This is a genomic window from Candidatus Thioglobus sp. (genome assembly GCA_028228555.1).
GTDB lineage: Bacteria > Pseudomonadota > Gammaproteobacteria > PS1 > Pseudothioglobaceae > Thioglobus_A.
The window spans coordinates 22304-45418 of the sequence record JAOJBP010000005.1; the positions used below are offsets into that span (position 1 = coordinate 22304).

General features: G+C 37.8%; 22 protein-coding genes. 18 read left to right on the forward strand and 4 right to left on the reverse strand.

What is annotated here, in order from left to right; translation table 11 throughout:
• Window positions 1–27 precede the first annotated feature (27 nt).
• Window positions 28–1872: a SurA N-terminal domain-containing protein gene (locus N9Y32_03790; GenBank protein ID MDB2590133.1), complete on the forward strand. Its 1845-nt coding sequence runs from the start codon at window positions 28–30 to the stop codon at window positions 1870–1872.
• 103 nt (window positions 1873–1975) lie between these two features.
• Here the strand turns inward: N9Y32_03790 and N9Y32_03795 are convergent, their stop codons facing one another.
• Complete coding sequence (locus N9Y32_03795; GenBank protein MDB2590134.1) at window positions 1976–2758, reverse strand: enoyl-ACP reductase; 783 nt, start codon at window positions 2756–2758, stop codon at window positions 1976–1978.
• Window positions 2759–2841: 83 nt separating this feature from the next.
• On the opposite strand from N9Y32_03795, the gene N9Y32_03800 reads away from it, so the two are divergent.
• The 13 genes from N9Y32_03800 (at window position 2842) to N9Y32_03860 (ending at window position 17367) form a co-directional block, all read left to right on the forward strand.
• Window positions 2842–4308: a hypothetical protein gene (locus N9Y32_03800; protein ID MDB2590135.1), complete on the forward strand. Its 1467-nt coding sequence runs from the start codon at window positions 2842–2844 to the stop codon at window positions 4306–4308.
• The gene (lspA, locus tag N9Y32_03805; protein ID MDB2590136.1) at window positions 4305–4778 is read left to right on the forward strand and encodes a signal peptidase II; all 474 of its coding nucleotides are present in this window, start codon (window positions 4305–4307) and stop codon (window positions 4776–4778) included. The genes N9Y32_03800 and lspA overlap by 4 nt, the downstream gene beginning before the upstream one ends.
• On the forward strand, window positions 4775–5764 hold the full coding sequence (locus tag N9Y32_03810) for an FAD-dependent oxidoreductase (protein MDB2590137.1): 990 nt from the start codon (window positions 4775–4777) through the stop codon (window positions 5762–5764). Before lspA ends, N9Y32_03810 begins: the two co-directional genes overlap by 4 nt.
• The gene (locus N9Y32_03815) at window positions 5754–6305 is read left to right on the forward strand and encodes a DUF1566 domain-containing protein (protein MDB2590138.1); all 552 of its coding nucleotides are present in this window, start codon (window positions 5754–5756) and stop codon (window positions 6303–6305) included. Before N9Y32_03810 ends, N9Y32_03815 begins: the two co-directional genes overlap by 11 nt.
• Window positions 6295–7989 carry a single-stranded-DNA-specific exonuclease RecJ gene (gene recJ / locus N9Y32_03820; GenBank protein MDB2590139.1) on the forward strand — a complete coding sequence of 565 codons (1695 nt, stop codon included), beginning with the start codon at window positions 6295–6297 and terminating at the stop codon, window positions 7987–7989. The genes N9Y32_03815 and recJ overlap by 11 nt, the downstream gene beginning before the upstream one ends.
• Window positions 7990–8284: 295 nt before the next feature.
• Window positions 8285–10348 (forward strand): BspA family leucine-rich repeat surface protein, encoded by a 2064-nt coding sequence (locus tag N9Y32_03825; protein MDB2590140.1) that lies wholly within the window; start codon window positions 8285–8287, stop codon window positions 10346–10348.
• Window positions 10349–10419: 71 nt separating this feature from the next.
• A complete protein-coding gene (gene thrS / locus N9Y32_03830) occupies window positions 10420–12324 on the forward strand; it encodes a threonine--tRNA ligase (protein MDB2590141.1) in 1905 nt (634 codons plus the stop codon).
• On the forward strand, window positions 12321–12857 hold the full coding sequence (gene infC, locus N9Y32_03835) for a translation initiation factor IF-3 (protein MDB2590142.1): 537 nt from the start codon (window positions 12321–12323) through the stop codon (window positions 12855–12857). The genes thrS and infC overlap by 4 nt, the downstream gene beginning before the upstream one ends.
• 121 nt (window positions 12858–12978) lie before the next feature.
• Window positions 12979–13176: a 50S ribosomal protein L35 gene (gene rpmI / locus N9Y32_03840; protein MDB2590143.1), complete on the forward strand. Its 198-nt coding sequence runs from the start codon at window positions 12979–12981 to the stop codon at window positions 13174–13176.
• 13 nt (window positions 13177–13189) lie between these two features.
• Window positions 13190–13567, forward strand: coding sequence for a 50S ribosomal protein L20 (gene rplT / locus N9Y32_03845; GenBank protein MDB2590144.1), 378 nt, complete (start codon window positions 13190–13192; stop codon window positions 13565–13567).
• Window positions 13568–13701: 134 nt separating this feature from the next.
• Window positions 13702–14715, forward strand: a complete 1014-nt coding sequence (pheS, locus tag N9Y32_03850) for a phenylalanine--tRNA ligase subunit alpha (protein ID MDB2590145.1) — start codon at window positions 13702–13704, stop codon at window positions 14713–14715.
• A gap of 4 nt (window positions 14716–14719) precedes the next feature.
• The gene (gene pheT, locus N9Y32_03855; protein ID MDB2590146.1) at window positions 14720–17083 is read left to right on the forward strand and encodes a phenylalanine--tRNA ligase subunit beta; all 2364 of its coding nucleotides are present in this window, start codon (window positions 14720–14722) and stop codon (window positions 17081–17083) included.
• Window positions 17083–17367 (forward strand): integration host factor subunit alpha, encoded by a 285-nt coding sequence (locus N9Y32_03860; GenBank protein MDB2590147.1) that lies wholly within the window; start codon window positions 17083–17085, stop codon window positions 17365–17367. The genes pheT and N9Y32_03860 overlap by 1 nt, the downstream gene beginning before the upstream one ends.
• Window positions 17368–17470: 103 nt before the next feature.
• On the opposite strand, the gene N9Y32_03865 is transcribed toward N9Y32_03860, so the two are convergent.
• From N9Y32_03865 to N9Y32_03875, 3 genes are all read right to left on the reverse strand, one after another.
• Window positions 17471–17941, reverse strand: a complete 471-nt coding sequence (locus N9Y32_03865) for a hypothetical protein (protein ID MDB2590148.1) — start codon at window positions 17939–17941, stop codon at window positions 17471–17473.
• A 93-nt stretch (window positions 17942–18034) separates the two neighbouring features.
• Complete coding sequence (locus N9Y32_03870; GenBank protein MDB2590149.1) at window positions 18035–19111, reverse strand: AI-2E family transporter; 1077 nt, start codon at window positions 19109–19111, stop codon at window positions 18035–18037.
• Between the two features lies 1 nt (window position 19112).
• Window positions 19113–19817 carry a DNA alkylation repair protein gene (locus N9Y32_03875; protein MDB2590150.1) on the reverse strand — a complete coding sequence of 235 codons (705 nt, stop codon included), beginning with the start codon at window positions 19815–19817 and terminating at the stop codon, window positions 19113–19115.
• Between the two features lie 41 nt (window positions 19818–19858).
• Between N9Y32_03875 and msrA the strand changes: the two genes are divergently transcribed.
• From msrA to N9Y32_03895, 4 genes are all read left to right on the forward strand, one after another.
• Window positions 19859–20374 (forward strand): peptide-methionine (S)-S-oxide reductase MsrA, encoded by a 516-nt coding sequence (msrA, locus tag N9Y32_03880; GenBank protein MDB2590151.1) that lies wholly within the window; start codon window positions 19859–19861, stop codon window positions 20372–20374.
• Window positions 20367–21110, forward strand: coding sequence for a molybdopterin-synthase adenylyltransferase MoeB (gene moeB / locus N9Y32_03885; protein ID MDB2590152.1), 744 nt, complete (start codon window positions 20367–20369; stop codon window positions 21108–21110). Before msrA ends, moeB begins: the two co-directional genes overlap by 8 nt.
• A 179-nt stretch (window positions 21111–21289) precedes the next feature.
• Complete coding sequence (locus N9Y32_03890) at window positions 21290–21472, forward strand: hypothetical protein (GenBank protein ID MDB2590153.1); 183 nt, start codon at window positions 21290–21292, stop codon at window positions 21470–21472.
• Between the two features lie 348 nt (window positions 21473–21820).
• Window positions 21821–23077, forward strand: coding sequence for a serine hydroxymethyltransferase (locus N9Y32_03895; protein MDB2590154.1), 1257 nt, complete (start codon window positions 21821–21823; stop codon window positions 23075–23077).
• The last annotated feature ends 38 nt before the right edge of the window (window positions 23078–23115 follow it).

Genomic DNA, 23115 nt, shown 5'->3' on the forward strand with positions numbered 1-23115 from the left:
TCAAGCATCAATCCCCCTCTTATTATTATGCTTAGTTCTATTAAAAACAAAACCAAAGGCTGGGTAGCCTATTTAATTGTCGGTTTAATCACTGTTCCTTTTGCCTTATTTGGTGTTAATGAATATTTTACTGGTGCCTCTAATATCGTCGTTGCTTCGATTGATGATGATGAAATTTCAAAAGAAGAGTTTTTAGCTGAATTTAATCCACAAAAAAGACGGCTTCAGCAAAAATTAGCTGAAAAATACGATACAGATTTCGATACGGTTTTAAAGCAATCAATTGTTAATCAAATGATTGATAAGCGCCTACTTAATCAGTTGGCTGAAGATATGTCGCATGCGACGAGTGGTTCAGAGTTAAACGCTATTATTCAAACTAACGACTTGTTTCAAGAGCAGGGTCGTTTTTCACTAGAAAAATATAAAAATTTATTAAGGCTAAATGGTTATACAGCTGCTGAGTACGAATCTGTTAGATCGAAAGAGTTGACACAAAATCAAATTAAATATAACTTACTAGACTCTGCTTTTATGTTGCCTTCACAACTAGAAAGATTGCAAAACCTTAATGATCAGCAGCGCGAGTTTGCTTATATAAAACTTAATGCTGATGATTACACAGCCAAAGTGAATGTGAATGAAAAAAGTATTGAGGATTATTTCAATAATCAAAAAGAATCATTCTTTGCACCTGAGCAGGCCAAAATTGAATTTGTTGAGCTTTCTTTAGCTCAAGTCGCCAAAACTATCAAAGTCACAGAAGATGAGTTATTTAACTTCTATGAGGATGAGCAAGCTCGATTCACAACAGAAGAAGAGCGTCAAGCGCAGCATATCCTATTAGCAACTGAAGAAACTGCTAACAAGGTATTAGACTTACTTAACCAAGGTGGTGATTTTTCAAAGTTAGCAGCTCAATATTCTCAGGATACAGGCTCAAAAGATACTGGCGGTGATTTAGGCCTGTTCGGCCGTGGTGTGATGGTTGGTGCTTTTGAAGAGAGTGCATTTTCTATGCAAGAAGGCGATCTAAGTGGCTTGGTCAAATCTGAGTTCGGATATCATATTATTAAATTAAACAAAATTAAGGCCGGCATCGTCAAGTCTTTTGATAGTGTTAAATCAGAGTTAACACAACTTTATACAGAATCTCAAGCACAGAAAGATCTATACAACTTAAGAGAGCAATTGGCCAATCTTTCTTATGAAGCCAACCTGGAAGAAGTATCTAGTCAAATGTCACTTAAGATAAATACGAGTGATTTCTTTGATAGAGAGGACACAAAGCTCGACGCTAAAATTGTTGCAGCAGCATTTAGCGATGTTGTCCTTAATAAGGGTGAAAATTCAGAAGTTTTAGAGTTAGATAAAAATCGTTTTGTTGTGGTTCACTTGAAACAAAAACTACCTCAGCGTCAAAAAACATTTAAAGAGGTTAAGGGTGAAATTAACACCCATTTAACACGTCTTTTAGCTAAAACTTTTGTTGATAATATTGCTACTCAAATTGTTACTTCTTCTAAAGTTGGTGATATGAAGTCTGTAGATCAGTTAATGAGTAAAAACTCACTTAAGTGGGAAACTATTGGCTGGGTTAAGCGCGATACCACTAAAGCTAATACCTCAATTGTCAACAAGGTATTTGCATTACCAAAACCAAAAACTGATCCGGTCTTCAGCGCTCAGAGTCTAGATAAAAGAAATGCACTTGTTATTAATTTAACCGGTGTAAAGGTTTCTAAGTCTAAAGCTTCAAAAGCTAATCTTGAAAAGATATTGCTAGGTTTTGAATCTAATGAAGTTTTTGTGAATATCTTGCAAGCACTTAGATCTAAAGCTGAAATCAAAGTGTTTAATTCAAAACTATAAATTGCTTGGAGTTATAAAGGGCTTAAGATAAAAAGATACAAATAGACACAAAAAAGCCTTGAATTTTCAAGGCTTTTTTTGTTTAATAAAATTTTTTCTATCTTTATTCTGGACCTTTATCATAAAAACTGTAACCAGAGTCGATATAGGTTACTTCACCTGTAATACCAGAAGCTAAATCAGAACATAAGAAGGCTGCTGCATTACCTACTTCTTCAGTAGTTACGGTACGCTTAAGTGCTGAAGAGTCTGCTGCATAGTCAAGTAGCTTGCCAAAGTCTTTAATACCAGAAGCAGCCAATGTCTTAATCGGACCAGCAGATACAGCATTAACACGAATACCGCGCTCAGGTCCAAGTGCAGCAGCCATATAACGCACATTTGCCTCAAGTGATGCCTTAGCAACACCCATGACGTTGTAGTTAGGGATGGCGCGAATAGCACCTAGATAGCTAACAGTTAGCAGAGCACCATTATCATTTAGCATGGATGAAGCATATTTAGCAAGGGCTGTAAAGCTGTATGAACTAACGTCATGCGCTGCTGCAAAATTTTCACGGGTAGTCACTTCGACATAATTTCCATTCAGTGCTTCACGAGGAGCAAATGCCACTGAGTGCACGATAATGTCAAAATTATCCCAGTGGCTTTTAAGCTCTGTAAAGGTTTGCTGAATGCCTTCATCTGTGGCGACGTCACATTCAATAACAATATTGGAGTTACATACTTCAGCACATTTATCAACACGTTTTTTTAATTTTTCGTTTTGATAAGTAAGCGCAATCTCACATCCTTGTTTAGCCATCGCTTCAGCAATACCCCAAGCAATCGAGCGATTAGAAGCAACACCAACAATCAATGCCTTTTTTCCAGTCATGAAACCCATAAAATCTCCAATTTGTCATTAATAAAAAACAAATTATAACCTACACAGCACCTATAATAACGATCTGTTCTTGTAATTATTAAATGTCAATGTTAGATATCTTCTTAACCCCAATTCGTGCATTTAGACTTAGATACATCCCTTTACTGTTGATTTATTTTTCATATGGTAGTGGTGTTTTTACAGCGATTGCTGAAAACTTTTGGGTCAAAGACACGTTGGATATGACGGCAGCAGATTTAGCCGAGCTAGGTATTTGGCTAACTGTCCCGTGGACGGTTAAAATGATTTTTGGCTCATTGGTTGATAGTGTTAATATTTTTGGATCTAATCGAAAATCCTATGTTTATATAGGCGCAGTTCTTATTACAATTAGCTCGTTGATGATGATAGCCGTGGTGGGTGACTACTCAATTATCCAAGATTTCTCTAAAAAATCTGTCTATGTTTTTGCCAGCGTAATTGCGGTGACGGGCTTTGTCATGCAAGATGTTGTAGCTGACACAATGACTACAGAGGTGGTTGATAAAAATCAGTCTCAAGAAAAAATAAACCAAGAGTTGGCTACCATTCAAGTTTTAGCTCGCCTATCTTTGGGTTTTGCAATTTTTATTACCGGTTGGATTGGTGGAGAACTGGCAGATGTATTTCATGATAATCGTGAGATTGTATTTCAGATTGCCTTATTTGTACCTTTACTTTCTATTTTGGGTGTGAGCTTAGTCAAGCTTAATCCTGTGCCCATTTCTCCAATTAATAAGCAAGTGCTATTTGGAGGCCTGATCTTTGCAGTATTTATTGTTCTTATGGGTTATAACGACGTACCTTATTCACAAGAAATTATTTTTGTTATTTCATTATCGGTCGTTCTATATCTACTTTCTGATCTAATTAATGACTTAGATGCACGCACTATTCGTCATATCAAAATGGCGATGATTATCATCTTTGTCTATCGCGCCATGCCATCAGTTGGTGCGGGTTTGAGCTGGTGGGAGATTGACGTTTTGGGTTTTGATGAATCCTTCTTTGCTAAGCTATCTGCTATTGGCGGTGGTATTGCTCTGGCGGGTATGTGGTTCTCAGCTAAGTTTATTATCAAGCGAGATATCGCCGAAGTGCTCATCTTTTTAACCATTATTGGCACATTGCTATCATTGCCAATTGTGGCTATGTATTACGATGTTCATACTATGTTAGGCTTTGATGCACGAACTGTGGCTTTGGTTGATACCGCCATGGCTTCTCCGTTCGATTATATCGCCCAAGTGCTGATGCTAACCCTGGTGGCTATTTATGCACCCGAAGGTAAAAAGGGCACTTGGTTTGCATTGATGGCAAGTTTAATGAATATAGCACTGAGTGCTGGCGGTTTGTTCACCAAATACTTAAATCAAATATTTGTTGTTAGTCGTGAAATAGTAACAGATGGCGTCGTTACCACTGCTCAAGATTATTCAGCTCTGGGAGATTTATTGTGGATTGTGGTTGTCATTGGTTTTGTGGTACCTATAGTCACCATTATTAAATACAATCCTAATAAAGCATGAGCCAATACAAGTATTACTTCCTGTCTTTAATATTGGTGATAGCAGATCAGCTTACTAAGTTAATGGTGTTCAACTCTTTAGAGTTATATGAATCAATTGAAATAACGAATTTTTTCAGTTTAACCCATGTGCATAATTATGGTGCTGCATTTAGTTTTTTGGCTGATGAAGATGGTTGGCAGCAATATTTCTTGGTAAGTGTCTCTGCAATAGCCAGTATTGTGATCATCCTATGGATGAGAAAAATTAGCACAAAGCAGCCTTATAAACTTATAGCGCTTAGTCTTATTTTATCTGGGGCTATCGGTAATTTAATTGATCGAGCAGTGTTTGGATTTGTAATAGATTTTATTAATCTTCACTATCAAGACTTTTATTGGCCAGTATTTAATGTGGCCGATATGGCTATTACTTTGGGCGTTATATTGCTATTATTAGTTGATTTTAAAAAAGACAGGGCTAAATCATGAGTGATTGTTTAATCATCGGTGGTGGTGTAATCGGCATGATGAGCGCTCGCTCTCTTGCGCTGTCTGGCGCAAAAGTTACCTTGATCGATCAACAAGCCTGTGCTCAAGAATCTTCTTGGGCAGGTGGCGGTATTATTTCAACGCTTTACCCTTGGAAATACAATGACTTAACTAACGAACTAAGTTTGGCTTCTCAGGTTGTATATGAGCAATTGTGCGCTCAAATACTAGAAGATACTGGGCTTGATCCACAGTATATAAAATCTGGATTATTGATGATGGATGAGTATGATTCAGACGAGGCAATAGCATGGTTGAAGCGCCATGGCTTAAAGTATCAGCCTCATCAGCAAGGCGCTTTATTTAGTGAGATTGCTCAAGTGCGTAATCCCCGCTTACTCAAAGCACTCAAAGCCGATATCATCAATAAAGGCGTTAAGATTATTGAGCATGTCAAAATTGAAAAATTATTAATTAAAAATGATAAAGCATTAGGTGTGGTGAGTGATAATCAAACCTATTTGGCAGATTATGTTGTAGCTTGTTCAGGCGCTTGGAGTTCTCAGTGGTTGGATTTAAAAGAAGAAATATTTCCTATGAAAGGTCAAATGATTGTGCTCAAATCCAAACCAGATACTGTTGAGAACATAGTTTTGGATCAAGGACGATATATCATTCCTCGTCAAGATGGGCATATTCTAGTAGGATCAACCATGCAAAATGTTGGTTTTGACCGTTCAACTGATGATCAAACGTGCAAAGAATTGCATGAGTTTGCTAGCAAAAGATTTAGCGCACTTGCCGATGCCCAAGTCGAGCATCATTGGTCAGGTTTTAGGCCAGCAAGTAAATCCGCCAAAGTCATGCTCGGCAAACACGCCGAGTTTGATAATGTATTTATAAATACCGGTCATTTTCGCAATGGCCTTAATATGGCGCCAGAAAGTGCCAAAAGAATTACACAATTAATCAATCATGAAATTTAGCCTTATATTTTTATTTCTAACCTCAATCATAAGTGCTGCTAATGCTCAGCTTTTTAAAGTATCTGATCGAGGTGGCATATTAAAGAACACCTCTTCAGAGCAAAGATGCGTCCTAGACGATCGGTCAAAATTGGTATGGGAAGTTAAGCTAACCACCAAAGGTTTGCAAAATACCCAAAATACCTATACTTGGTTTAACACTAAAAGCGGCATCCAAAATGGCGACTACTCGCATAATTGCCATTGGTCTGAATCTTGTAATACTCAGGCGTATGTCAAAGCACTTAAAGATATTAAGCTTTGTCAGCAGTTAAATTGGCGCTTACCAACGCAAGCTGAGCTTAAAACACTTTTGGTATACGGAGATAATGATTTATTAATTAATCAAAATTTTTTCCCAAATACCCAGCTTAAGTCTTACTGGAGTTCTGATGAATTAAGTACTAATATCGCCATTGATGTGCCGTTTTATTATGGCGGCAGTCAAGGTTCAGATAAATCATTTGATGCCTATGTTCGCCTGGTGAGTGATGCTAACTAGAGAACTCGATCAGACCTTACTCGCAAGCTATTCGGATGATATTCCCAATTTTTTAAAACATATTTATGCAGCTCGCGGCGTTAGCGAATCTCAATTATCATTAGGCTTATCAAATTTACTCACGCCTAATTTTGACCATCTAGATCGAGCCCTAGATTTATTAGAGCAAGCTTTATTAGAGCAAAGACGTATTTTAATCATTGGTGATTTTGACTGTGACGGCGCAACTGCCTCGGTGGTGGCGGTTAAATCATTACGCATGATGGGTGCTAAATATATTGATTTTTTAGTACCAAATCGATTTGAGCATGGTTACGGGCTTTCGCCAGAAATTGTAAAGCTTGCTATTAAAGAAAAACAGCCTGATTTAATCATTACGGTTGATAACGGCGTCTCAAGTTTTGATGGCGCCAAGCTGGCTAAAGAATCAGGTATTAATGTCATTATCACCGATCATCATCTGCCTAGTGACTCACTGCCAGAAGCTGATGCCATTATTAATCCAAATCTTAAGGGTTGTGAATTTTTAAGTAAAAATCTAGCCGGTGTTGGTGTCTGTTTTTATTTGTTTTCAGCGCTTAGAACTCACTTACAAAAAATTCAATATTTCACTAATAATAATATCTCATCGCCAGATCTACGCATTGTGCTTGATTTAGTTGCACTTGGAACGGTGGCTGACGTGGTGAAGCTTGATCAGAACAATCGTATTTTGATTGACCAAGGCATTAAGCGCATTCGCGAAAAACAATGTTCACCTGGTATTTTGGCACTGTTAGAAATTGCTAATAGACCCCCAGAAACCTTGCAAGCCAGTGATTTGGGATTTGCAGTTGGACCTCGACTGAATGCAGCAGGGCGCCTGAGTGATATTTCCCGCGGTATTAAATGCCTGCTAACAGATGATATGAATGATGCTAGACGCTATGCCAAAGAGCTAGAAGAATTTAACCAAAAGCGTAAAGAAGAGCAAGCGCGTATTCAAGATGAGGCGCAAGTCATTGTCGATATGCAAGAGCTGTCCGAAGGTAAATTTGCCCTCAGCCTATTTGATCCGTCTTGGCATGAAGGTATTGTTGGTATTGTTGCGGGTAAGCTTAAAGAGGATTATCACTGTCCAGTGGCGGTATTCGCTAAATCTGGAGATTTCTTAAAAGGCTCTATTCGCTCAATCCCCGATGTACATATTAAAGATTTACTTGATTTAGTTGATCGAAAAAATCCAGGCTTAATTCTTAAATTTGGTGGTCACGCTATGGCGGCAGGGTTAAGCATAAAGCTAGAAGGATTTTCATCTTTTAAACAAGAGTTTAACAAAGCAATTAAAGCTCACCTTAACAACGAAATACCTAAAGTCGAATTATTAACAGACGGCAAACTTGAGCCGCGTGATATTTCACTAGACAATGCACAAATTTTGCAACAAGCAGGGCCTTGGGGGCAAAGCTTTGAGGAGCCTATCTTTTTTGGTGATTTTGAAATTGTTGAGCAAAGAATCGTGGGTGAAAAGCACTTAAAATGCCGATTAAAAGCTATTAATAGCAATCAAGTGTTTGATGCCATTGCATTTTTCCAAGCCCCACTGGATTCAACACAAGTGAGTGTTGCTTATAAACTCTCAATTAACATTTGGCGTGGAAGTACTTCTTTACAACTCATGGTTGAACAGATAAACCCTATTTAATTAGAGTTTAAAATTTCTCAAATTATGTGAATGGCACTTATTTTTGATTTTTTGTCATATTTTTAGCTAAAAAACCACGAATAAGCGCCTTATTTCTCCTAAAGCACCCCTATTTATATTGATTTAAGCCTTAATATTGCTATTTTTTAGCCGATTTATCATAGTTAGGTAATTTTAAATAAAAATTTGGCGAAATATTAAAATTAATTTTTTTTTAAACTGTTTTTTTGACTTATATCAATAATATACAAATACTTATATAATTTGACCATATTATTTTCAGTAGGGACTTTTAATGAATTTTAAGCATCAAGCTATCCGCACTTTTATTCAATTTTTTTTGTTATTTTTAGTTGCAAATAATGTTTATGCAGGGGCGATACCAAGCAATAGTGCCTTTACAACTGCTATAGCTAGCTGCCTAGCTGAACAGCCTGTGACTGGTGCCTGTACAACATATGGCTCTTCATCTGGATATGGCACAATGTCTAATTGGGATACGAGTCTAGTTACAGATATGTCTGCAGCTTTTTATGGTAAAGACACTTTCAACGGTGATATTAGTAATTGGGATACGAGTAAGGTCACGGATATGAATTCTATGCTCTATGGAGCCAGGGAATTCAACCAAGATATAAGTTTATGGGATACGAGTTTGGTCCAGGACATGGAGTGGATGTTTGGTGAAGCCTGGGAATTCAACCAAGCTATTAGGAGTTGGGATGTATCAGATGTATCTAATTTCTATGGCATGTTCCACAACGCAACTGCTATGATATCTAACTACAGTGCACCATATACTCCAACTAATGCATGGTTTGACTCTACCGCCCCAACAAACCAAAACACCGTTTTTGCCACAGCAGCTAGTGCGTCAGGCGGTGATACAGTAACTATTGTCTCATCAGGCGATTCAACTAACGATGTCTGGTTTGCACCAGCTGGCACAACCACATTTACTGCTGGCGCTACAATGACTAAAGCAACTAATGGTGTGGCAACCTCAATACTTGCACCAGCAACAGATGGTACTTACTACCTATACGTATTAGACTCTATAGGCAACATATCAACTGCGTCAACTGCTGCTTTAACGGTATCTTCTGCATTACCATCACCCCTTAACAAAACCGACGTCACCGACAGCATCAAAGCAATGAGTGGTATCGCTATTGACACCGTACAAATGAACTTCACTGCTGTTGATAGTAGAATCGCTTGGTTAAGCTCTAACATCAGTAGCAATAAACTCTCTCATCAAGGCGTTAGACTTAGTTTTGCCAATCCTACTATTGATAAACTAATGAACACTGCTTATGTTGAACCTGGCAAGCTTAGTCCTACCAATAAACTATTAGAGTTACTACGTAACAACCTAGCTGATGACACACCAGATACTATGGCTATGACTGAAGACACTAAAGCCCAACTTAATAGTGCTGCCTTTAATGAAGCGGCTAAGCTTAGAGAAGAGACAATTGGCAAAGTACTTAACGCCACTGGTGGCTCAGTAATGGGTGACTGGAACGTCTGGACAGAGGGACGTATTACCGTGGGTAAGACTTACTCAACTGACACCACATCAGAGCAAGACTCACAAACCCAAAACATCTCATTAGGCTTTGATAGAATCATCAAAGATGATAATCAATCTTTAGAGAGTGCTGGACATATTGTTGGTGTGGTTCTAGGTATTGGTAAGAGTGATGCTGATACCACTAATAACTCCACCGTAGATGCTGACAGTTACTCTATATCAACGTATGGCGTTATTAGACAAGATGATAAAGAACTAGTCCAAGCCCAAATAGGCTATGGTCATATTAAAGTAGACAAGACTCGTATTGATGGTTCAGACACCCTAACAGGCTCTCACAATGCCAATCAGTTCTTTACCTCGCTAATGGTTAAAAGAGAAACAATGAGTGTTGGTAGCTTCTCCCTCTCGCCTTATGGCAAGATACAAGCCTCACGCACTTGGTATGATGGCTATAGTGAATCAGGTGGTGCAACTGCACTCACCTATGGTGAGCAAACCATTGACTCAACCGTTCTCTCAGCAGGTGTTGATGTTGATTATATGATTCCAATACACAAAGGCAACATAAGACCTTTTGCTAAGTTTGAGTATGGTGCAGATGTGTCAGGCTCATCAACCGTTAATATGCATTACAACAATGAAGTCACTAACTACCAACTACAACTAGACAACAAAGCAGACAGTAATTGGAAGTTTGTTTTAGGCGCAGATATGTATACCAGGGAAGAATGGGACTCATCAATCAGCTATGAGAGAACTGAGGCAGTTAATGCTGGATATTCGGATAGCTTGGCGGTTAAGGTTGGGTTGAAGTTTTAGGTCTTACAACAACTGCCAAATAAGCGCCACATCAAGGTAAAATACAGCCTTTTATTTTTAACAAAATTAACATGCCGGTAATCACTCTACCTGATGGGTCTGAAAAATCTTTTGATCAAGCGCTAAGCGTTTTTGAAGTTGCAAAATCTATCGGTTCTGGTTTGGCCAAAGCAACCCTTGCAGGTAAAGTAAATGGTGAGATGGTTGACGCCTCTTATTTAATCGAATCTGATGCCAGTGTATCAATTATTACCGCTAAAGACGATGAAGGGCTTGAAGTAATTCGCCATTCTACTGCACATCTTTTAGCGCAAGCTACCCAAATGCTTTATCCTGAAGCTCAAGTAACCATTGGCCCGGTGATTGATAATGGCTTTTTCTACGACTTCGCTTATAAAGATGGATTTTCAGAAGGTGATTTAGCCAAGATTGAAAAAAACATGAAAAAGCTGGTCAAGCAAAGCCTTAAGATTGAGCGCTCTGAGATGAGTCGTGATGAGGCTATTGAGTTCTTTAAGGCGAAAGGCGAGCATTATAAAGCAGAGATTATTGAATCAATCCCAGCTGACCAAACATTGTCTTTGTATAAGCAGGGCGATTTTATTGATTTATGTCGTGGTCCGCACGTACCCTCTACTTCAAGACTTAAAGCTTTTAAACTGATGAAGCTTGCAGGTGCCTATTGGCGTGGTGATAGCAAAAATGAAATGCTACAGCGTGTTTATGGCACAGCTTGGGCAACTAAAGAAGATCTTGAGGCACACTTACACAGAATAGAAGAAGCTGAAAAGCGTGATCATCGTAAAATTGGAAAAACTCAAGATTTATTTCACATGCAAGAAGAAGCGCCTGGCATGGTGTTTTGGCATGAGAAAGGCTGGACTTTGTATCAAATCGTTGAGCAATACATGCGCTCAGTATTTAAAGATAATGACTATAAAGAGGTGCATACGCCACAGCTAATTGACAGAACACTTTGGGAAAAATCAGGCCATTGGGATAAGTTTGGCGATGCGATGTTTACCACGAGTAGTGAAAATCGTGATTACGCAGTAAAGCCGATGAATTGTCCGGCGCATATTCAGATTTTTAACCAAGGCCTTAAGTCTTACCGTGATTTACCATTGCGTTTGGCAGAGTTTGGCTCTTGTCATCGTAATGAGCCATCAGGTACGTTGCACGGTATTATGCGTGTGCGTAATTTTGTACAAGACGATGGGCATATTTTTTGTGCTCCTGAGCAAATTCAATCAGAAGTATCTAATTTTATTGATTTAACCTTTGATGTTTACAAGCACTTCGGCTTTGAAAATGTTGATATTAAGCTTTCAACCCGTCCTGAAAATCGTGTGGGTTCTGACGAAGTTTGGGATAAGGCCGAAGCAGCACTTGCACAGGCGCTAGATGCTAAAGGTATTAAGTGGGACTTACAAGAGGGTGAGGGTGCATTCTACGGCCCTAAGATTGAATTTGTACTTAAGGATTGTTTAGATAGAGAATGGCAGTGTGGCACATTGCAAGTAGATTTCTCCATGCCAGAGCGCTTAGATGCACACTTTATTGCTCAAGATAATTCAAAGCAAACACCGGTTATGTTGCATCGTGCTATTGTTGGATCGATCGAACGATTTGTTGGAATTTTGATCGAACATTATGAAGGTGCATTCCCTTCTTGGTTGGCACCAATTCAAGCAGTAATTATAAATATTTCTGAAAAACAGCTGGATTTTGTTAAAGAAGCTAACAAAAAGTTAAAAAAACAAGGACTTAGAGTGATTTCAGACTTGCGTAATGAGAAGATAGGCTTTAAAATACGCGAGCATTCCATGCAACGTTATCCGTATATTTTAGTAGTCGGCCAACGTGAAATGGAAAATAACGAAATTTCAGTACGTAAACGCGGTGGTGAGGACTTAGGTTCTATGTCAATTGAAGCGTTTGTAGAAATGACACAAAAAGAAGAAATAGAGGAATAATTATTAAAAAACCAAATAAGATAAAAATCCGAGTTAATGACTATATTAAAGCTTCAGAAGTTCGATTAATTGATGCAGAAGGTGGACAAGTTGGTATTGTTGATACCAGCGAAGCAAAACAAAGGGCAAAAGAAGTTAACTTAGATTTGGTAGAGGTATCTCCAAATGCCGTACCACCTGTTTGTAAGATCATGGATTTTGGTAAATATATTTATGAATTAAAGCAACAGCAGAAAGAAGCTAAAAAGAAACAAAAGAAAACCCAAGTTAAAACCATTAAATATCGTCCAGGCACAGAAGAAGGCGATTACCAAATTAAATTTAGGAATTTGGTCAAATTTTTAGACAATGGTGACAAGGTTAAAGTAAGTATTTGGTTCCGTGGTCGCGAGATGCAACACAGAGAGCTAGGCATGGAAATGCTCGACAGAATTGAGAAAGATACAGAAGAATTTGCTAATGTAGAACAAAAAGCAAAGATGGAGGGTCGTCAGCTAGGCATGATGCTGGCACCCAAATCGAAAAAGAGGTAATGAAACATTAAATTAGACTTTGTTGTTCAGTCTTGTCTAATTTACACTTCATTGCTTCTTTGAAATATAACAAACTATTCATAAGAATAGTTAAATATGTCCAAAGGACAAGGAGAAAATTATGCCGAAGTTAAAAACCAATAGAGGTGCTGCAAAGCGCTTCAAAAAAACCGCGAGTGGCGGTTATAAGTGTAAACACTCTCACTTACGTCATATCTTGACTAAAAAGAGTACTTCTAGAAAACGTAGCTTACGTTCACCGGATACTGTAGAAAAAGCAGATGTACCGATGGTTCGTAGAATGTTACCGTATAGTTAAGGGAGTATAGAAAATGGCAAGAGTATCAAGAGGTGTGCAAGCGCACGCAAGACACAAGAAAATTTTAAAGAAAGCTAAAGGCTATTACGGCGCTAGATCAAAAGTCTACCGTGTTGCTAAGCAAGCAGTTATTAAGGCTGGTCAATATGCCTACCGTGACCGTCGTCAAAAGCGTCGTCAGTTCCGTAGACTTTGGATTGTCCGTATTAACGCAGAAGCGCGTAACTGTGGTTTAAGCTACTCAAGATTGATTGATGGCTTAAATAAAGCAGAGATCGTCATTGATCGTAAAGTTTTATCAGATATTGCAATTTTTGATAAACCTGCTTTCGCCAAGATTGCAGATCAAGCAAAAGAGGCAATAGCGAAAGCGGCTAAAGCAGCCAAATAGCTAAAACTAAAGCCATGATTTATCATGGCTTTTTTCATACCAAACTACAATAAACATCTTTAAAAATTCATGATAACTTGTAAAAAGCGATTATATAAATTATCATGCATTCTTAAAGATGTCTTAAAAACTTAATGATTAAACCAATTCTTGAAAAAGCAAAATTAGCAATTGCTGATGCGCAAGACTTAAAAGCACTTGATGAGATTCGAGTTACCTTTTTGGGTAAAAAAGGCGAGTTAACTGCTTTATTGAAAAGCCTAGGAACACTCTCAAAAGAAGAGCGTCCAAAAATGGGTGAAGCAATTAATCAGGCTAAGACAAATGTCCAAACGTGGCTTACTGATAGAAAAAATCATTTAGAAACCATTGAATTAGAAAAGCGTCTATTAGAAGAGCAGGTTGATGTTTCTCTTCCAGGCCGTCATAGTGAAATGGGTGGATTACACCCGGTCACAATTACTTTAAAACGCATTCAATCATTGTTTGCAAAAAATGGATTTGAAGTGGCAACGGGCCCTGAAATTGAAGATGATTTTCATAATTTCACAGCGCTTAACATTCCAGAACATCATCCTGCTCGTGCTATGCATGATACTTTTTACTTTAATGAAAGTACCGTTCTTAGAACGCACACCTCTCCTGTGCAAATTCGTACACTTGAAAAGCAAAAACCACCTGTTCGTGTTATTGCGCCGGGTCGCGTATATCGTTGTGACTCTGATATTACACACACACCTATGTTTCATCAGGTTGAAGGCTTAATCGTTGATAAAAATGCAAATTTTGCACAGCTAAAAGGCTTATTGATTGACTTCTTGCGTGCTTACTTTGAAAAAGAAGATTTACAAGTGCGTTTTCGCCCCTCTTACTTTCCATTTACCGAGCCTTCTGCTGAAGCAGATATCGAGTGTGTGATTTGTGGTGGTGAAGGTTGTCGTGTTTGTAAAAAAACTGGCTGGCTAGAAGTTCTAGGTTGTGGCGTTGTACATCCAAACGTGCTTAATTCTGTTGATATTGATTCAGAAGAGTTTACTGGCCTAGCGTTTGGTATGGGTGTTGAGCGTTTAGCAATGTTGCGTTACGGCGTTAATGACTTAAGATTATTCTTTGAAAACGATATACGTTTTCTAAAACAATTTAAATAAACATATGAATATTTCAACATCATGGTTACGTGAATGGATCTCACCTGTTGTTACGGATGAGATATTGGCCGAACAATTAACAATGGCTGGCCTAGAAGTCGACGGTATTGAAACTGTTGCACCGGCTTTTAGTAAAGTTGTTGTTGGGCATGTTGTATCTTGTGAAAAGCATCCAGATGCAGACAAGCTAAACCTTTGCCAAGTTGATGTTGGTGAAGCTGAGACTGTTCAAATTATTTGTGGTGCTAAAAATGTACGTACAGGTCTTAAAGTCATGGCTGCTTTGGTCGGTGCTAAGCTACCAGGCGATTTTAAAATTAAAAAAGCTAAGCTTCGTGGCGTTGAATCATTTGGCATGATTTGTTCTGAATCAGAGCTGGGCATTAGTGATTCCTCTGAAGGTATTGCTGAGCTAGATTCACAAGCAATAATTGGCCAAAATGTTAGAGAATATTTAGATCTTGATGATCATATTATTGAGCTTGATATCACTCCTAATCGTGGTGATTGCTTTTCAGTATTAGGTGTGGCTCGTGAAGTGAGTGCTAATTACAATATGGCATTTGTTATGCCAGATATTGAAATAAGCGCTTTGGGCAAATCTAGTGTTGCGACCAGTGTCAGTAATACTAGCGCTTGCCCTAAATACCTTACAAGATCAATCAAAGGTATTGACAACTCTGTGCAAACACCACAATGGATGGCTGATAAACTAAAACGCTCAGGTCAGGCTACACATTCGCCAGTCGTTGACGTGACTAACTATGTTTTGATGGAGTTAGGTCAACCTATGCATGCGTTTGATTTAGACAAGATTCAGGGCGATATTCAAGTTAGAAATGCTAAGTCAGGTGAAACAGTGGACTTGTTAAATGATTCAACCGTTGAGCTAACAGACAATACATTGGTAATTACTGATGCAAAATCTATCCTTGCTATTGCAGGCGTTATGGGTGGCGAGGCTAGCTCCACTCAAACGTCAACAACAGACATCTTACTAGAAAGTGCATTTTTTGAGCCAGTCTCAATTGCCGGAAAAGCAAGAAATTATGGACTACATACAGAGTCATCGCTTCGTTTTGAGCGTGGTGTAGATTTTAATATTACTGAGCTAGCACTTGATCGTGCTGCTCAATTGGTCTTAGAAATTTGTGGCGGTGAAGCAAGTGAAATAACAAAAAGTGTTGATGAATCAACCTTGCCAAAGCTAGAGCCTATCACTATTACACAAGAAAAAATTCAGAAAATATTAGGTTTTGAATTAGACAGTAGCTGGATTGAGGAAAAATTCATCAATTTAGATTTTGAGATTAGCGACAAAACTAGTAATTCATGGACAATTATTCCACCAAGTTTTAGATTTGATATTCGTATTCCTGCTGATCTTATTGAAGAATTAGCAAGATTATATGGCTATGACAAACTCCCTGTTCAAAAATTATCATTAGATGCTAATATCAATGTGATTAAAGAAGCGCAGGTTGATAAGTATGACATTATGCAATCTTTGATTAGTCGTGGCTATCAAGAAGTTATTACTTATAGTTTTATATCTGAAAAGTATCAAGATTTAATCGATCCGCTGGCTCAAAAAATTACACTAACAAATCCAATTTCAGCAGATATGTCCACCATGCGTTCTTCGCTTTGGGCAGGCTTATTGCAAACGGTAGAGTCTAATCAAAGACGCGGTCATACAGATGCACGATTCTTTGAAATTGGCTTGTGTTTTGGCGGTGTAAAAGCTGACGAGCAATCAAACAAGTTGGCTGGTATTGTTTCGGGCAATCGATTTGATTCCCAGTGGTCAAGTGAGCTTCAGCCACTTGATTTCTTTGATGCAAAAGCTGATCTTGAATCATTGTTAAGCTTTACTTCTGCAACGTTTGATTTTGAAGCTGCAGAGCATCCTGCATTACAAAAAGGACAAAGTGCTAAAATCAGCCTAAATGGTGAGCAAGTAGGTTGGATTGGCGCATTATCTCCAGCGGTTCAAAAAGAATTATCACTGTCTAAGTGTTATTTATATGAGGTTGATTTAAACGCAATCTTAACTGGAAAAATTGCCAAATATGAGGCTTTCTCGTCTTATCAGCAAGCACAAAGAGATATTGCACTTGTGGTTGATCAAGCTACGCCAGTTGCCGCCTTAACTAAAAGTATTAATGAGTTAAAACAAGCCCATTTTGTGGGTGTTAGCTTGTTTGATGTATATGCCGGTGAGCATATTGAGACTGGAAAAAAGAGCATTGCATTAAGTTTAACTTATCAATCATTAGAAGCAACTTTGGCTGACGATGAAGTGAATGCAAAAGTAGATGAAGTATTAGTTCTAATGAAAGATAAATTTTCAGCCACACTAAGATAATGTCGCTAAGTAAAAAAAATATCGCTGATGAACTTGTACGTGAGTTGGAAATGACTCATGCACAAGCTTTGCAATTAACCAATGATTTCTTTGACCAGATTCAGGCAACTCTAGCCACGGGCGAAGAAGTTAAGCTATCTAGTTTTGGTAATTTTGTTATTAGAGAAAAAGCCGCACGCCCTGGAAGAAATCCAAAAACAGGTGAATCTGTAGAAATATCAGCTCGAAAAGTTGTTAGCTTTAAGGCCGGGCCAAAACTTAAAAAATTGACCCAAATAGGCTAGCTTTATAATTAGTTAATCGCTAATAGTATTCACACCCCACAAGGAGGTACAAGTGATAGGGTTGGATGCTAACAGGTATTGTTAAGAACAATAGGGTTGTCTTTTAGTCACTTACAGCATTCATAAAACCCTTTAATACCGGCATAACCTTGTCAACGATTTGCTGATTCTTTTCAGCATTATGAACATGGCCATCAATAATTTTATGAGTTTCCACTAACGATGTTTGATAATCATCGTCAATTTCAAAATTAATAAAGTAGAAGCCTTTAGCTTTATCTCTAACCGATCTTACTGATAAGAAGTCAGTTTCCCAAGCAAGTTCAGCGGTATAGACGGCATTAGATTCTGTTGTATCTTTTTGCAATAAGATAATAGTACTGCCAAAATGAAAAATAAAATGATTAGCGCCACAGCTTGAAGAAGGTGTGCTTTTCAGCTCACCACTCTCTAGTGCATCAGCAATCTGCTTTAATTGGGCATTGTTAAGTTGGATGTATTTAGCATCTAGATAGGCGTCAACATTCGTATCTGGATGATTGTTTTTAATATATTCAACTAATTTATTTAACATATGAATTCTTTTGTAAATTAAAAAGAGAGATTATACCTGATTACGATTTTATCGCTAGAGCGCTCTTTAGTGCTTGTCCGTCTGGACTGTAGTTTATCGCTTGTCTAGCGAGTCTGCGTATTTAATAGCATAAACATCAAAAATACTGATAGCCATAGCAGCAATAATTGGACCAATAAACAAACCTAAGACACCAAATTGAATGATGCCAGCCAATGTTGATAATACGGTAATTAAAGTATTGTCTAGCGCACTAGATTGGTGACTGGTCTTGGTAAATTTTTGGATAATTAAAGGTCTGACAAAGTTATCAATAATAATGCCAATAAAAATAGCGCCAAATAAAACAATGATGAGTGCATCACTAGTTTGACCTTGTGCATAAAGATATATACTGAGTGGTAGCCAGATAATCAAACCACCAAGCACCGGAATAAAGCTCGATAGTGCCATTGCGATACCAAAATACAAAGCAGGCAAGCCTACTATCGTTACAGCGATAGAGAATATTACCCCTTGTAAAATAGCAATACTAAATACACTTCCAACCAACGTAACAGAGAGACTTGAAAATTGATTTAGTAGGATGTCGTCTAAGCGATTTTCTAAAGGTGAAAGATCTTTAATGCGCTGAATGATGCTCTTACCATCAATATAGAAGTAGTAAAGTGCAAAAACACTAATCACCAAGAAAAATACAAAATGAGAAGATAAAGACAGAATACTACTCAAAATCACCACTGAGAAGTCTTTAACACTTAACAGTAAGCCTTCTAGATTATTGTTAATAGTGGCAATTAGTGTTGTTTTTATGGATTCAGAAAAAGGCAGGCCTAAAATGGTTTGTTCGAGAATTTGATGGCTTTTTTCAATACTAAAATCCGTATTAATAGTTTGAATAAGGGTAGATACTTCCAGACCACTTACAAGCAAAATATAGCTTAATGGTAAGATCAAAATTGTCGTCACTAATAGTGTCATCGACAGCGCTGCATAAGAAGCCGATAATCTATTTTTGAGTTTACTGTATTGATCAAAAGTTGCGATAGCGATTAACAATGCTAAAAATAAAGCGGGAATAAAGGGTGTAAATAACCAGATTAATCCAGCGATAGCGATGAGCAATAAACTCAGCATATATCCATGTTCGTACGGGGCTTTTTGGGTCATTTTAAAAAGTTCCTTTTAAATAAGCTTTTCTATCGATCTCAGGCATGCGTTCAATCGCATATCTTAAAGTAGTTCTGGGTAGTTGTACATAGTTTTCTCTTAAGAAGGCTGTGCAAATGTTTAAGTCTTTTTTATAAACTTCTCTTAACATCCAGCCAACCGCTTTATGTATTAAATCTTCTTTGTCTTTTAGTAGTATTTTGCTGATAGACAAAGTAAGTTTAAATTGATTTTGTCTAATAAAAGCAAACGTAGCGACAATAGCAATCCGTCTTTTCCATAAATCATCTGAGTTAGCCCATTTAAAAAGAAGTGCAGTTTTTGTTGAGTGATTAAGCAAGTAATCGCCAATAATAGCAGGCACAGTAGTGTCAACCAAATCCCAATTATTAACAGAGCTAATATTTTCTAAATAATAGTTAAAAACGATTTCTTGATTATTTGTTTGATACAGATTCATTAATATAATCAGTGCGCAAAAACGTACTTCATGAATAGGGTGAATGATCAATTGATCAATTTCACTAAATTCAATTCGCTTGAAATGTTGTTTTGCAATAAGGCGAATTTGCGGAACTCGAACACCTATAAATTGGTCATGCTCTGAATACTGCCCAGGACCTGTTTTAAAAAATCTTTCATTGATTTTCTTACGTTCCAGGTTCGCGAAAGATTGAAGTTGTACTATTACTTCTTTGGCACTCATCGACTATACTATCATTTTTTGAATTAATAATTTAATCATACATGCAAACAGCTTATTTTGCCGGCGGATGTTTTTGGTGTGTTGAAGCCGTCTTTCAACGAATTCAAGGTGTGTTAAGTGTTGAGTCTGGATATTGTAACGGCTTAACCCAAAACCCAACCTATGCAGATATATGTACTGGGTCATCGGGACATGCTGAAGTGGTCAAAATTAATTTTGATGAATCTCGAGTAAACTTTGAGCAATTACTTGTTGTCTTTTTTGCAACGCACAACGCGACTACACTAAATCAACAGGGTAATGACAGAGGTACGCAATATCGCTCTGGCGTTTTCTACACTAATGATGCACACAAAAATCTAGCCAATGCTTACATCCAAACCCTGGGTGATAATATTGTGACTGAAGTCAGTGCGCTGGATGTATTTTATCCAGCAGAAGCATATCATCAAAACTACTTTAATAACAACTCTAATCAGCCTTATTGCCAATTATTAATTGCACCAAAGCTTGACAAATACTTTAATCAAAATACGAAAGAAGATAATAATGAATGACCAGGAGCTGCTTAGGTATTCTCGTCAAATTATGCTGCCACAGGTTGGCATTGAAGGTCAGCAGTGTTTGTTAGATTCTACCATGTTGTTAATCGGCTTAGGTGGGTTGGGCTCGCCAAGCGCTCTTTATTTGGCAGCAGCAGGTGTGGGGCATATCATTATTGCAGATTTTGACAAGGTTGAATTGTCAAATCTTCAGCGCCAAGTTGTTCACCATACTCAAGATATCGACGAATACAAAGTAGACTCCGCACAAAATAAAATGCTGGCCATTAATCCGAATATTAAAGTAACCACACTTAAAGATCTGAGCGAAGACAACCTTAAGACTTGGGTGAGCAAAGCAGATGTCGTCTTAGATGGTACGGATAATTTCGAGACACGTTTTAAGATAAACGCAGCTTGTGTGCAAGAGAAAGTAGCCTTAGTATCTGCTGCTGTTGTTCGCTTTGAAGGTCAGTTGTCAGTATTTAAAGGCCATGAGTCAGACCAGCCGTGTTATCAGTGCTTATATCCTAAGGAGGGTGAGAATAATGAAAATTGCTCAGAAAATGGCATCCTTGCACCAGTTGCAGGTGTTATGGGGACATTGCAAGCACTACAAGCTATTAAGGTTGTTTTAAATCTAGGTGATCAGCTGATTGGAAAGCTGATGATAATGGATGCTCTAAATCTTGATTTTAGAACGGTTAAGATTAGCAAAGATACTCATTGCTCAGTTTGTAACGCTTTATAAATATTGCTAATTATTAAGATGATATTTAAATCTATTTAATAAGATAATTTTTTGATAAAAATTGAACTATTGACATCCATCACTGTATAATAATATTAGATTATAAATTTTATTGATTAAAGTATTTTTTAGCTGTAGTTTCTTACAGTGGATGCTTTAAGTTTTTTTAGGAGTAGAATATGAGCGGACAAATGCAAAGACCTGCAGTTCCTACAGGTGTAGTTGGTAAAGAAGGTTTCAGAGTTACAACAACTCAAAAAACTGTAGATGGTAAAGTACCTGCAGGTTTTCACGTTGGTTACACAACTGAATGGGATTCAGTACAAACAGAAGTGCCATACCAAACACCTAAGAAGCCATAATTTATAACTAAATTATTGGAATAAAAAAAGCCGCAAACTGAGCAATTAGTTTGCGGCTTTTTTATGTTTAGTCACTTTTGGCTTTCAATTCTTAAAATTTCCTAAATTTTTTATCAAATTGTCATTAAGTGGATATTTTTAACTATAAAACAGCGTTTAATACTTATAAATGGCAATTTATAAGTATTTTTTAGCCAAAACTAAGCTTTAAAGTTGCATATTTTGATTGATTTTCATAATTCCCTTATTTTTACAACATAGGCAATTACTTTTATCGTTATATTTATAATTATGAGTTAAAATTATTAAATTAAAAACCAAAAAAAATATTAAAAAAAGGAGAGGCCTATGTTCAATAAATCCCAAACTTTAGCCGTTGTTGATTCTGAGATTTATGATGCAGTGATTGCAGAGACAGCTCGTCAAGAAGCGCACATTGAGCTCATTGCCAGTGAAAACTACACATCACCTGCAGTGATGGAAGTACAAGGCTCGCAGTTGACCAATAAGTATGCTGAAGGTTATCCTGGAAAGCGTTACTATGGTGGTTGTGAGCATGTGGATGTGGCTGAACAATTAGCTATTGATCGTGCTAAAGCTTTATTTAATGCAGACTATGCTAACGTTCAGCCTCACTCAGGCTCGCAAGCGAATGCAGCTGTTTTCCAGGCGCTATTAGTACCGGGCGATACTATCTTAGGTATGAGCCTTGCAGATGGCGGGCACTTAACTCACGGCGCAAAACCTTCTTTTTCTGGCAAAAATTTTAATGCTATCCAATATGGCTTAGTTGACGAGACAGGCGAGATTGACTATGACCAAGTTGAAGCTTTAGCACAAGAGCATAAGCCAAAAATGGTTATCGCAGGTTTTTCTGCTTATTCACGTGTAGTTGATTGGCAGCGTTTTAGAGACATTGCTGATTCGATCGGTGCTTATTTACTAGTCGATATGGCGCATGTTGCAGGTTTGGTTGCAGCGGGTGAATATCCGTCTCCAGTAGGTATTGCAGATGTAACCACCACTACAACGCATAAAACACTTCGAGGCCCTCGTGGTGGCTTGATTCTTGCTAAGTCTAATCTTGACATTGAGAAAAAATTAAATTCAGCAATTTTTCCAGGTATTCAGGGCGGACCTTTGATGCACGTTATTGCTGCTAAAGCAGTGTGTTTTAAAGAAGCAATGAGCGATGAATATAAAATCTATCAAAAGCAAGTTAAGATTAATGCACAAGCAATGGCGAATGCATTTATTGAGCGAGGATATGATGTTGTTTCTGGCGGTACAGATGACCATTTATTTTTAGTCAGTTTTATCGATCAAGGTTTAACCGGTAAGGCAGTTGATGCAGCATTAGGCAGTGCACATATTACAGTGAATATGAATGCCGTACCAAACGACCCTCAGTCTCCATTTGTGACTAGTGGTATTCGCGTTGGTACACCGGCAGTTACTACTCGTGGATTTGGCGAGCAAGAGTGCCGTGATCTTGCAGGTTGGATATGTGATATTTGTGACGATCTTGGCAATGAATCAGTGATTGATGAAGTTAAAGTAAAGGTTGCTGAAGTTTGCGCTAAGCATCCGGTTTACTCTTTTTAGTATCCACTTGATGGGTGCAAATAACTAGCATTAAGGGG

Bases quoted from the DNA above. Each gene is read 5' to 3' on its own strand.
- N9Y32_03790 (MDB2590133.1), top strand. From the start codon at position 28: ATGCTTAGTTCTATTAAAAACAAAACCAAAGGCTGGGTAGCCTATTTA.
- N9Y32_03795 (MDB2590134.1), bottom strand. From the start codon at position 2,758: ATGGGTTTCATGACTGGAAAAAAGGCATTGATTGTTGGTGTTGCTTCT.
- N9Y32_03800 (MDB2590135.1), top strand. From the start codon at position 2,842: ATGTCAATGTTAGATATCTTCTTAACCCCAATTCGTGCATTTAGACTT.
- lspA (MDB2590136.1), top strand. From the start codon at position 4,305: ATGAGCCAATACAAGTATTACTTCCTGTCTTTAATATTGGTGATAGCA.
- N9Y32_03810 (MDB2590137.1), top strand. From the start codon at position 4,775: ATGAGTGATTGTTTAATCATCGGTGGTGGTGTAATCGGCATGATGAGC.
- N9Y32_03815 (MDB2590138.1), top strand. From the start codon at position 5,754: ATGAAATTTAGCCTTATATTTTTATTTCTAACCTCAATCATAAGTGCT.
- recJ (MDB2590139.1), top strand. From the start codon at position 6,295: ATGCTAACTAGAGAACTCGATCAGACCTTACTCGCAAGCTATTCGGAT.
- N9Y32_03825 (MDB2590140.1), top strand. From the start codon at position 8,285: ATGAATTTTAAGCATCAAGCTATCCGCACTTTTATTCAATTTTTTTTG.
- thrS (MDB2590141.1), top strand. From the start codon at position 10,420: ATGCCGGTAATCACTCTACCTGATGGGTCTGAAAAATCTTTTGATCAA.
- rpmI (MDB2590143.1), top strand. From the start codon at position 12,979: ATGCCGAAGTTAAAAACCAATAGAGGTGCTGCAAAGCGCTTCAAAAAA.
- rplT (MDB2590144.1), top strand. From the start codon at position 13,190: ATGGCAAGAGTATCAAGAGGTGTGCAAGCGCACGCAAGACACAAGAAA.
- pheS (MDB2590145.1), top strand. From the start codon at position 13,702: ATGATTAAACCAATTCTTGAAAAAGCAAAATTAGCAATTGCTGATGCG.
- pheT (MDB2590146.1), top strand. From the start codon at position 14,720: ATGAATATTTCAACATCATGGTTACGTGAATGGATCTCACCTGTTGTT.
- N9Y32_03860 (MDB2590147.1), top strand. From the start codon at position 17,083: ATGTCGCTAAGTAAAAAAAATATCGCTGATGAACTTGTACGTGAGTTG.
- N9Y32_03865 (MDB2590148.1), bottom strand. From the start codon at position 17,941: ATGTTAAATAAATTAGTTGAATATATTAAAAACAATCATCCAGATACG.
- N9Y32_03870 (MDB2590149.1), bottom strand. From the start codon at position 19,111: ATGACCCAAAAAGCCCCGTACGAACATGGATATATGCTGAGTTTATTG.
- N9Y32_03875 (MDB2590150.1), bottom strand. From the start codon at position 19,817: ATGAGTGCCAAAGAAGTAATAGTACAACTTCAATCTTTCGCGAACCTG.
- msrA (MDB2590151.1), top strand. From the start codon at position 19,859: ATGCAAACAGCTTATTTTGCCGGCGGATGTTTTTGGTGTGTTGAAGCC.
- moeB (MDB2590152.1), top strand. From the start codon at position 20,367: ATGAATGACCAGGAGCTGCTTAGGTATTCTCGTCAAATTATGCTGCCA.
- N9Y32_03890 (MDB2590153.1), top strand. From the start codon at position 21,290: ATGAGCGGACAAATGCAAAGACCTGCAGTTCCTACAGGTGTAGTTGGT.
- N9Y32_03895 (MDB2590154.1), top strand. From the start codon at position 21,821: ATGTTCAATAAATCCCAAACTTTAGCCGTTGTTGATTCTGAGATTTAT.